This is a genomic window from Sphingobium sp. BHU LFT2 (assembly GCF_018604485.1).
Lineage (GTDB): Bacteria > Pseudomonadota > Alphaproteobacteria > Sphingomonadales > Sphingomonadaceae > Sphingobium > Sphingobium yanoikuyae_A.
Genome location: NZ_JAFCGW010000027.1, coordinates 22,484 through 32,411, shown reverse-complemented (window position 1 = coordinate 32,411; position 9,928 = coordinate 22,484). Strand labels below are relative to the sequence as shown.

9 protein-coding genes and 1 pseudogene are annotated in these 9,928 nt (G+C 60.7%); 7 read left to right on the top strand and 3 right to left on the bottom strand.

Annotated elements, in window-relative coordinates:
- Positions 1 to 209: pseudogene (locus JQK15_RS27105) on the bottom strand (hypothetical protein); the annotation flags it as partial.
- A 307-nt stretch (positions 210 to 516) separates the two neighbouring features.
- On the opposite strand from JQK15_RS27105, the gene JQK15_RS24940 reads away from it, so the two are divergent.
- Both JQK15_RS24940 and JQK15_RS24935 read left to right on the top strand, forming a co-directional pair.
- Positions 517 to 1,194 (top strand): outer membrane protein, encoded by a 678-nt coding sequence (locus JQK15_RS24940; protein WP_214869044.1) that lies wholly within the window; start codon positions 517 to 519, stop codon positions 1,192 to 1,194.
- A 233-nt stretch (positions 1,195 to 1,427) separates the two neighbouring features.
- Positions 1,428 to 1,820 (top strand): DUF2141 domain-containing protein, encoded by a 393-nt coding sequence (locus JQK15_RS24935; RefSeq protein ID WP_214869051.1) that lies wholly within the window; start codon positions 1,428 to 1,430, stop codon positions 1,818 to 1,820.
- 52 nt (positions 1,821 to 1,872) lie between these two features.
- On the opposite strand, the gene JQK15_RS24930 is transcribed toward JQK15_RS24935, so the two are convergent.
- Positions 1,873 to 2,337 carry an RcnB family protein gene (locus JQK15_RS24930; protein WP_251008033.1) on the bottom strand — a complete coding sequence of 155 codons (465 nt, stop codon included), beginning with the start codon at positions 2,335 to 2,337 and terminating at the stop codon, positions 1,873 to 1,875.
- A 286-nt stretch (positions 2,338 to 2,623) separates the two neighbouring features.
- Here JQK15_RS24930 and JQK15_RS24925 point away from each other — a divergent pair, with 286 nt between their 5' ends.
- The 3 genes from JQK15_RS24925 (at position 2,624) to JQK15_RS24915 (ending at position 6,420) form a co-directional block, all read left to right on the top strand.
- Positions 2,624 to 3,139, top strand: a complete 516-nt coding sequence (locus tag JQK15_RS24925; protein WP_214869042.1) for an RNA polymerase sigma factor — start codon at positions 2,624 to 2,626, stop codon at positions 3,137 to 3,139.
- An 82-nt stretch (positions 3,140 to 3,221) separates the two neighbouring features.
- The gene (locus JQK15_RS24920) at positions 3,222 to 4,169 is read left to right on the top strand and encodes a FecR family protein (protein WP_214869040.1); all 948 of its coding nucleotides are present in this window, start codon (positions 3,222 to 3,224) and stop codon (positions 4,167 to 4,169) included.
- The gene (locus JQK15_RS24915; protein WP_214869031.1) at positions 4,132 to 6,420 is read left to right on the top strand and encodes a TonB-dependent receptor; all 2,289 of its coding nucleotides are present in this window, start codon (positions 4,132 to 4,134) and stop codon (positions 6,418 to 6,420) included. Before JQK15_RS24920 ends, JQK15_RS24915 begins: the two co-directional genes overlap by 38 nt.
- 368 nt (positions 6,421 to 6,788) lie before the next feature.
- Here the strand turns inward: JQK15_RS24915 and JQK15_RS24910 are convergent, their stop codons facing one another.
- Positions 6,789 to 7,691, bottom strand: coding sequence for a sensor histidine kinase (locus tag JQK15_RS24910; protein ID WP_214869029.1), 903 nt, complete (start codon positions 7,689 to 7,691; stop codon positions 6,789 to 6,791).
- A gap of 440 nt (positions 7,692 to 8,131) precedes the next feature.
- On the opposite strand from JQK15_RS24910, the gene JQK15_RS24905 reads away from it, so the two are divergent.
- Positions 8,132 to 8,821, top strand: a complete 690-nt coding sequence (locus JQK15_RS24905; RefSeq protein ID WP_214869027.1) for a response regulator — start codon at positions 8,132 to 8,134, stop codon at positions 8,819 to 8,821.
- 134 nt (positions 8,822 to 8,955) lie between these two features.
- Positions 8,956 to 9,630, top strand: coding sequence for a histidine kinase dimerization/phospho-acceptor domain-containing protein (locus JQK15_RS24900; protein WP_214869024.1), 675 nt, complete (start codon positions 8,956 to 8,958; stop codon positions 9,628 to 9,630).
- Positions 9,631 to 9,928 lie beyond the last annotated feature (298 nt).

Sequence of the window (9,928 nt, the reverse complement as noted above, 5' to 3'; positions counted from 1 at the left end):
CTCTCGTTTACCTCAGAGATTGAGTGCCAGCCGCAGGACAGCGAATACGCCCGTAGAACCCGGATTTTGAACATCAGCACCGGATCGAACAGCGGTCGTCCACCCTTGTTACGAGGATCACATTGCAGCGCGGCCACCAGCGGTCCCCGGAACAGCGCGAAGTACACCACCGCCGACAACCGCTCCAGCGGATCGCCTGCCGCGCTCAGCGCCTCATATCGGTCCTAAAGGTCAAAGTCCCGGCTCTCCTGCCATTTCTGCCTCCGCCACAGCGTCGGCGAAGTGAATCAAGTTCACCCCTCGAAGGCGAGCGTTTTTCGAGGCGTACAGCTGCTATTTCTGGCTAAGGAAAGAATCGAAATCTGCGTAGCTCAAGCTTCTTTCTCTTGTGAAGAAGGATCTTTCTCGCCTCCATCGATCATCCACCGCTTCTCCGACTGACGTCAACCTACGTCACTTACTCCGTTCCGCAACCGTCGCTCGCAGGGAGTGACGTACTTGACGGGAAAGAGATCAATGACACGTTTCAAAACCATGCTGTGCTTGGCCAGCGTTGCCGGAGCCGCGATGGTGGCCACATCGGCCTATGCGCAGGAGGACGACAAAGGCTTCTACGCAGTAGCGCGTGCCGGCATGGCGGTGAACCCGGACCAGAAGCTCAATGCAGCGGACCTGCCTTCCGAAGCGACATTCGACGAGAAGACGAAGTTCAAATCCGGCTTCACCGGTGAACTGGGCGGCGGCTATGACTTCGGGATGTTCCGAATCGAACAGGGTGGCGGTTACATGAGCCTGAAGGCCAAGGGAATGAACGGTGACGACTTCTCCGGCGAAGGCCGCAACAAGGCTATGTATGTGCAACTCGGCGCCTATGTCGATATTCCGACTGGAACGATGATCGAGCCCTTCGTCGGCGGCGGCGTCGGTGTCGCTCGGGTCGACGCGGAGTTTGGTCGTACCGACAATCTGCTGGGCACAAGCAGCAGCTACTCGGGCAAGGACTGGGGTCTGCTCTGGCATGTCGACGCCGGCGTTGGCGTCAAGGTCGCGCCCAAGGTCACCGTCGAGGTCGCCGGACGTTACACGCAGATCAGCGGTCTCAAGTTCGACGGCGTGAGCGGTGGCCAGGCAGCCGTGTTCGAGCCAACCGTGCGGACTTTGTCCGGCACGGTCGGTGTCCGCTACAAATTCTGATCCCTGCGAGCCCGACCATCCCTCCCCCATCCCTCGGGTCGCACCAGGGTGAGCCACGCCGCCATGCGGCGTGGCTCTTTTTTAAGCTTTGAGGCCCTGCCCGTCCGAAGGTGTATGATGCGAAGAGCCTACATCTGATCATCGCGCTTCCTGCAGCCATGTGGTTACCGAATCCCGGTCAATCTGCGGCGATCGCTGCGCCTTGCTAAACTGGCCCCTCACTCGACGTCGAGATCGGCGGGCTGAAGGACCGCACGAGGAGGATCCTAGTGGAGCTTTACCCGGCCGACGAGGCGGATTTACTCAGAGACAAGGCGCAGTTGCTCAAGGAGGGCGAGATTTTTCGCCGCATGATGGCGCCGGTTTCGCCAAACGGGCCGACGCATATTTGCGTAACCGCGCCTTCGCCCGGCACCTATGCCATGGTGGTGATCCATGACCGCGATGGCCAGGACAAGTTCAGCATACAGAATGATGGCGTCGCCCTTCCGAAGCCGCAGGCGCCCGGCATGTCGCGGCCCCGGGTCAAGCAGGCGAGCGTAGAGTTTGCGAGCTCGCCTCAACTCCTGCGGGTCCACATGCAATTTTTACGCGGAATGAAGGGATTTGTGCCGGCAGGCGGGTGAAGCGGTGCGTGAGAAGTTGCCGGGCACGCAAGCGGCGAGCCCAGCAAGGCCGTTACAGGAAGAACCCGTGAATGACGTCGAGGACCCGACCGGAGCGCGGGCTGACCAGGATCACATCGTCATAATGGCGAACCCAGCGTGCATCTCCACGAGGCACCGGCAGATGGTAGCGACGATAATCAGCGATGGTATAGCGCCTATCGTAATAATCCGGGCGTAATCTGGCCCCAGTCGCGAAGCGTTCATAGCGGAACGGCGCTCGCCAGCTCCCACGGTTGTAAAGTGCTCGATCGCGGTTTCGATAGTCGCGCCAGTCCGCGCGATACTCCTGTCTGGCGCCCCGCAGATTGTCGCGCGCCTCAGCGACATGACGAGGCTGGCCATAGCGGTGGGCCCGCTCGAGGTCGCGTTCGGCTTGCCTGATGTCCTCGCGGTCGCGTCGCAGCTCATGGGTCTGGGCAAAGACCATGCCCGGCAGAGTGGCCGCCGCCGCTAAGGCGACTAAATGCAGTTTCATGATATGGCTCCTTGTTGTCGTTTCAGGGCAACAGGAGCGAATCTAGTTTCTGCTTATGGAGGATCGTCGCAAGTTCGATGGAGACGGGATTGAGACGAAGCCTCCACATATCCTCCATGTTTTGGGCGCATGGCAGCAATCGCCAGCCGGCTGCAATGGTTCGGACGGCATGTTTTCCTACGAGGACGGAAGCTCCAAGCGGAATGGACGGTGTGCAACACGACGATGAAGGAGCGAGTTCGCGATGGTCGCGTCTCGCCGACATATCATAGCCATGGCGAGGCAATTGTCCGACGCTTCGTCTGGCCTTGCCGCCGTCTTCGTGGCGAACCACGACAGGCTGCTCCGCTTCTTCATCAGCCGCACGCGCAATGCCGCCGAAGCCGAGGACATCGTCCAGGAGATTTTTCTGAGACTGGACCGCGCGTCTGGGCCGCTGGGCGACCCGGTCGGCTATCTTCACCGCATTGGCCTTAACCTTGTTGTGGACCGGGCGCGCGAACGCGAGCGCCGGATCGCACGCGACAAGGAGTGGACCGATAGCACGACGACCAGCCATGGCGACAACTATGTTGACGAGGGGCCGTCACCCTTCTCGCAAGTTGAGGCGAAGCAGCGCGCAGAGCGTATAGCCCAGGCTCTTGCCTCGCTCCCGCCCGGCGCTGCGCGCGTCTTCCGGATGCATCGGATCGAAAGGATGAGCCACAGCGAGATTGCTGAGCAGCTCGGAATCTCCCGAAAAGGTGTCGAAAAGCATATGGCGACTGCCTTGCGGCACCTCGCAAAGGAAATCGACCAATGATGCCAGATCAGAGGTGGGGTGAGGCGCAGGCCCTGTCGTCTCCCCCAGAAGACAGACTTCAGGACGGAAAAGGCGCAGCATCGTGACCGGCGAGCAGCAAAGCGATATCGAACGCGACGCAGTCGACTGGCATACCCGGATATCGGTGGGCGAGGTCGATTGGGATGCGTTTGCCCAATGGCTCGATGCGGCTCCCGCCCATCAGCCGGCCTACCACCGGATCGCTTTGCTCGATGCCGAGGTGGCCGACTGGGCGATAGAGCATGGCATGCCCGAGTTGGAAGAGGTGCCAGCCCCCTCCCCCTCTAGCGCATCCCGGCGTTGGTGGCTCGGGGGCGCCGTAGCCGCTTCGCTTTTCGCTGTTGTCGTCAGCATATCCGGCCTAACAGGACCGTCGAACGACGACCTGGTCACTTATGCCACCGCAGGCGAACAAAGGACGATCGATATAGCGGGAAGCGGTAAAGTGCGGCTCGACGAGCGTAGCCAACTGTCCCTGTCGACCGACGGGCATGTACGCATGGATCATGGCGCGGCCTATTTCGACCTGCGTCACGATGAGAACCGGCCTATTGAAATCCAGTCCGGGACGTTCACCGTCCGCGACATCGGAACCCGCTTCACTGTCACGCGCAATCGCGGGCGCTTGTTCGTTGCCGTCGAGCAGGGTCTCGTCGATGTGGCCTGGCACGACAGCTCGCCCATCCATCTTGCGGCAGGCCAAAGGTTCCAGGGCGAAGAGCGAACCGGGTCTGGAGAGGTCGGCAAGGTGGCTCCCGATACCGTGGGAAGTTGGCGCGACGGGCAGCTTGTCTATGACGATACGCCATTGACGCAGGTCGCCGCCGACCTGTCGCGTTACACGGACAAACCCGTGGAGGTTGAGCCCGCTATCGCGCATCTCAAGCTTTCAGGCATATTGCTTATCAGAAATGGCCCGGATCTTGTCGACCAGATTACAGCAATACTTCCGGTCGAGGCTCGCCGCAGCAATGATCGCATCCGTCTTGTTGGGCGTGCTCGTCGCTGAGCCTGCAGAGGCGAAACCGTCCCAGATCGATGTACCCGCAGGCATGCTGGCCGATGCGCTCAAGACTTTGTCGCGCCAGGGTCGCATCTCGGTAGCGGCCGAAGGCGCGCTGCCACGCATCAGGGTGCCCGCCGTCAAAGGCCGCCTGGAGCCTGAAGATGCACTTCAGCAACTGCTCGTCGGAAGTGGCTGGCGCGCACGCCGGGCGGGCCCATCACTATGGCAACTGGTGCGCTTTTCCCCCGTTCAACAGCCGCAGCGCGTTAAGCCCCCCCCCTCTCCCGCCCCCCCGCCGGCCCAGGATATCGTCGTCACCGCGCTGAAGCGCGATCTTGAACTGTCGGCTGCTCCGGTCTCGATCGCTGTGGTTCCCGGTGACCGGTTTTCCAGCGGTTCGTCCTCGCGCGGTTCGAGCGATCTGCCGGACGAAGTCGGCAGCGTGTTCTCGACCCATATGGGGCCGGGCAAAGAACGCTTGTTCCTGCGCGGCGTGGCGGACAGCCCGTTCAATGGCCCAACACAATCGACTGTGGGGCTGTTTCTCGACGATGCACGCATCAACTACGCGCTTCCAGATCCTGACCTGCGCCTTGTCGATATCGAGCGGGTCGAGGTCCTGCGCGGTCCCCAGGGTACGCTGTACGGGAGTGGTTCGTTGGGCGGCGTCGTTCGCATCGTCACTGTTCGCCCGAAGCTCGATCAATTCTCAGGCAACGTCGCGTTCGAAGGCTCGGCAGTCACAAGCGGCGGGGCTGGTGGTGCTGTGGAAGCTACGCTGAACCTGCCGATCGTCAATGATAGCCTGGGCGTGAGGGCAAGCGCCTATGCGGATTACGAAGGAGGCTGGATCGACGATGCGGGGCAAGGCCGAACCAATGTGAACAGCTCGCATCGCGTCGGCGGGCGCCTCAATCTTCGCTGGAAGCCTGATGATGACTGGATCGTCGATCTCTCGCTTGTCGCGCAGAAACTCGAGTCCCGCGATGCCGCTTATGCCACAGACGGCCTGTCTCGTTCGACCGCGATTGCGCAGCCCAGTCGCAACGATTTCTTCCTGTTTCGCCTCGAGGCCAAAGGCCCAATCGGCGACCTCGATTTCCTGTCCTCTACCGCGATCGAAAGCAATCACGCGACGATCCGTTACGACGCCAGCAGCGTTGCAGACCTCATCCCACTGGCGTCGCCTGTTGCCTATGACGAGAAACGCAGTGTCTATCTCATCACCCAGGAATTCCGGCTCAGCCAGTCCAGGGGTGCTTTCCGCTGGTTGGCCGGCACTTCGATCGTCGATGCCATCAACGTCAATCTCGGCACATTTACGTCGGGTAGCGGCGCTGCCGTCGAGGCGCGCGCGCAGGCGAACCTCAATCTGGAAGCTGCCTTTTTCACAGAGGGCATGCTAGCCCTGACGCCCAGTCTTGACCTTACTGCAGGTATTCGGGCCTTCGTGTCGAACATCTGGGACGATCCGCGTTCTACCTCCGGTCCATCGATCGACCAGTACGGACTATCTCCCAGCGCTGCGCTGGCCTGGCGCCCAGCCCCGGAAATGCTGCTCTGGATACGCTACGCGAGTGCGGTTCGTCCTGGCGGACGCAACCTTGATGGGGCGGGCGAACTGGTCACTTTCCAGTCGGACAAGCTAAAAAATCTTGAACTGGGAAGCCGCCTTTCCCTTCTGGATGGTCATCTGGATCTGGACCTCACCGCATTCGCGCTGCGCTGGCACGATGTGCAGAGCGACCGGGTCGGCCGCAACGGGCTGGTGGTAACGACCAATGTGGGCAATGCGACCAACTATGGTGTCGAATTCGGTGCGCGTGGATCATGGAGGGATCTCGCTCTCGAACTGTCGTTTACCGGGCAGCATGGACGGCTCTCCTCCGCGCAGACTGCGGGCATCGATCTCCGCTTGCCAGTCCTTCCCGACCTATCTGGACGCGCTCGCCTGAATTGGGAGCGTCAGATCGGAGACTGGGCCGCAAGCGCCTATTTGTCGGCGAATTACTGGGGCAGAACGCGTCTGGGCTTCGATCCCGCCTACCCTCTCGATATGCCGACGCGCTGGGTACTGGGCTCGGGCCTATCGCTGGGGCGGGACAGTTGGCGGGCGATCCTCAGCGTGTCGAACCTGCTCGACAGCCGCGCCAACAGCTTCTCCTTCGGCAATTCTTTCACCTTCCGGTCGCAGGCGGAACAAACCCCTCTGCAGCCCCGCACCTTCCTGCTCAGGCTGGAGCGCAATTTCTAGAAAAGAATGGTGTCGGCGCCAACGATGTTGAGCGCCCGCCGAGCGGCTGGCTTGCCTACATACGAGCTACATCCAGGCTGAGCTAAGAGATTGCCGGCAACTCCCGCGCCCCTATGATCGGTCGATGCAGTAACTGGGTCTTGGAGGAGCAACCCGAAGCACTGGTTCATGCGATCCTGAAACTGATCGACGAGCTAGCCGTCTGCGCCTGACCATATTGGCAGGAATGCAGCGGACCTATTCGGTCAGTTGGTGGCCAGTTTTCGAAGCCTGTTTTCATCGATCCGCGGCTATGTCCGGTTGACAATTCGCTGAGGCGCCGTTCCAGGCCCGATGGAACGCTCCAGATGTCTGAAGTTGCGTCATCATCACATGGGCAGCAATACCCGAAAACAGGCGCCGGAACGGTCCCGCCGGTTTTCCGCTATGATCTTTCCGCCATGAGCCGCCACCAGCTTTGCCGTCAGTGCGAGGCCCATTCCGGTGCCCGGACAACCAGCGCGCTTGATGGTGGCGTCCGAACGCCAGAATGGCGTGAACAGGCGGTCCTGATCTTCAGCTGAAAAACCGGGCCCTTCATCCATCACGCTGAGCTGCACGTCACCCGCTCCCCAGGTCACATCGACCAGGATATGTCCGCCCACCGAGGAATGCTTGCTCGCGTTGGTCAGAAGGTTGGTCACGATCTGGGTGATACGAGTGGGATCGGCGAATATCCGGACTTTCTCATAGCTCTCGACGATCGTCATTTCGTGTCGGGCCAGTAGCGGACGCAAGTCGGCGACTACGGCGCCTACGACTTCTGCAAGATCGATCTCGCGGCGCTGGAGCGCCAGACGCCCCATGTCGGCCTGCGCAAGGGTGTCGAGGTCGTTCACAATGGCCAGAACATGCTCAACCTGACGAAGCAGACGCGCCGTTTCATCCTCGTCCGGTCTGATGACGCCGTCTTCGATACCGTGAAGGCGGCCCTTGAGGATGGTGAGCGGCGTACGCAGTTCATGGGTCACGCCCGCCGTGATGAGTAGCCGTTGATCGCTGGACGGGTCGGTTTGCTCGCTTGAGGCATTGGATATCGGCGGCAACAAGTGCCGGCTCGCATCCGCTCGTCCAGAGATGGCAGAGCGAGAAATGCCGCTCCGCCTTTTGCGTCCGCGCGCGGCGTGGATCGTTGCAAGAAGGACGAAAGCCGCAATGCCCAGCCGCGAGTAAGCCAAACCGGACCAGAAGGTCGCGACCACGATGGGCAGAATTACGAGCGCATATGGCATCCCATAATCCTGTCTCTGCGCGAAGGTCCATGCTCTGACGAGTGGACCGCGCATGACGCGATAAATCGTTGACGTGATACACTTAGCATCGGGCCACGCCTCTCTCGCGTTTCTCGGGCCGGGAAACGCTGCTCGCGATTCCGCCCGCGCCCGTGTCGCCGGGCGATACCGCCCCTGCCATTGATCAGCGACGACAGGTCGGATCGTGGCTTGATCACGTTGCGGGAAAGATGGATGTTTCATGCCGTTTCCGTCGAGAATGCTTCCTACTCAACCGGGAGACGGTACACGCTGCTGGCCACCCTACCTCGCCTGTCGAGATTTTTTGGAGACTTCGGCCCCAAACGGGAGACCCAGGCCCCGCCTTCCGGCGAATTTGCTCAAACTCTCCACAAATCCTCCATCGAGTTGCTTCAAGGGAGGAGCGAGGTGAATGGACGATGTCGAGAATTCTGGTTGTCGAGGATGAACGCGAGATTGCAGATTTGCTGGTTGCCTATATTGAGCGAGCCGGCCTGCAGGTCCTGCGTGCCACGACTGTGTCCGATGCGATCATGATGCATGGCCAAGCTGCGCCCGATCTTGTGCTGCTCGATATCGGTCTGCCTGGCGGCGACGGCCTGGATGTGCTCGCAGCAATAAGGCGACGTGGCGATACTCCGGTGATCATGCTGACCGCAAACGACGATGACGTCTCAAAGCTCTCCTCCTTCCGGATTGGGGCCGACGATTATGTGGTCAAGCCTTTCAATCCTTCCGAGGTGATCGAGCGGATCCGGGCTGTTCTGCGGCGGGCTATGGGCACGAGTAAGCCCAAACGTCTGTCTATCGGTATCCTCGAGATTGATCTCGAAGCCCGACTGGTGAATTGTCACGATGCTAAGGGCCAGGCCAAGCGTCTCAACCTGACGCCCACCGAGTTCGAAATTCTAGCTCATATGGCGCGCTACCCGCGGCGGGCCTTTTCCCGTTCCGAGCTGCTCGAAGCAGCGCTGCCCGGCAGCGAAGCTTATGACCGCGTGGTCGACAGCCATTTGTCGAAGCTTCGCCAGAAGCTCGTCGGGGCCGGTTGCGCTGACGTAATTGAGCCAGTCAGAGGCGTTGGATATCGTCTCTGGGTGGAAGGATGATCCGGGTGACATGCTCGCTCCCGCCCCCCTGCGATCCGTCGAAGACCAGTCCGGTCTCGAGTGGCGCCGGGCCACAGCGTAATGAACAACCTCTCCGCTCAGGATCCACACGCGGTCCAGGCCGCGAGCGCGACATGTTCGTTGCAGGACTCGCACATGAGCTCCGTACGCCGCTTGCGGTCCTCAAGGGGCGGCTCCACGCGCTCGAGGACGGCGTTATCGATCCGGCCAGCGGCGAATGCGGACGCCTTCTGGAGCAAGTCGATCGACTACTTCGCATCACCGATGGTCTGACCACTCTCGCCCAGGCGTATGGAGGCGAATTGCTTCTCGACCGGCGTTCGGTCGATCTGTCGCTGATTGTGGCCCATGCCCTCAGCGAGACACATGCTGCGGCCAACGCATCGGCAATCGGTCTACAGGCGCCCCATGAGGCAATTATGCTCTCATGCGATCCGGCCAGAATGTCGCAGGCATTGGGCGCTCTTATACGCTTCGCGCTTTTGCATGTCCCGCTTGGCTCGTCACTCGCCGTGAGGTGGTCAGCATCGTCCGATGAAGCCGTGCTCAAGCTGCACTGTGCCAACTGGACAGTCGGGCGTGACGAAGAAAACAATCTGTATGTACCGATATGGGAAGCGGGCAATGGGGCCCCCGACAACCGCCCAACCAGCAATATCGATGCCGCTCTCGCGGCCGCCCTGATCAGTGCCCATGGAGGGAATCTGGAGATCGTCGATGAACCTAGCGTTCAACGGCGGAGCATCGTAGCTAGATTGCCGCGAAAAGGATCCTCCACCCTATCCTGATTTTGTCATGGAAGATCAGAGCGGCATTCCGGCCTTTTCACCAGCCTATCGCTTTCGCGCTAGAAGCGATCAAAGATGGCTGCATATTCAATGAATGGGTGCACGCGCGGTGCTCGACGAAACCCGTAGCCGCCGTTGATCGGCGTCTCTTCTGCTGCGGTCGCAAGCCATAGCAGTGCCCATGCGCCATCTTTCCCGGTGGCCTTTGCCAGATCGCGAGCACACTCCGCGTTTGTCCGGGCGGATGAGTGAAGAAATTGGAGCCGAAAGCGCCGGGACAAATAGTCTTTCAAACAAG

What these genes read in the sequence shown, in the direction of transcription:
- JQK15_RS24930 (WP_251008033.1), bottom strand. Translation starts at nt 2,337, where the DNA reads ATGAAACTGCATTTAGTCGCCTTAGCGGCGGCGGCCACTCTGCCGGGC.
- JQK15_RS24940 (WP_214869044.1), top strand. Translation starts at nt 517, where the DNA reads ATGACACGTTTCAAAACCATGCTGTGCTTGGCCAGCGTTGCCGGAGCC.
- JQK15_RS24915 (WP_214869031.1), top strand. Translation starts at nt 4,132, where the DNA reads ATGATCGCATCCGTCTTGTTGGGCGTGCTCGTCGCTGAGCCTGCAGAG.
- JQK15_RS24910 (WP_214869029.1), bottom strand. Translation starts at nt 7,691, where the DNA reads ATGCCATATGCGCTCGTAATTCTGCCCATCGTGGTCGCGACCTTCTGG.
- JQK15_RS24900 (WP_214869024.1), top strand. Translation starts at nt 8,956, where the DNA reads ATGTTCGTTGCAGGACTCGCACATGAGCTCCGTACGCCGCTTGCGGTC.
- JQK15_RS24905 (WP_214869027.1), top strand. Translation starts at nt 8,132, where the DNA reads ATGTCGAGAATTCTGGTTGTCGAGGATGAACGCGAGATTGCAGATTTG.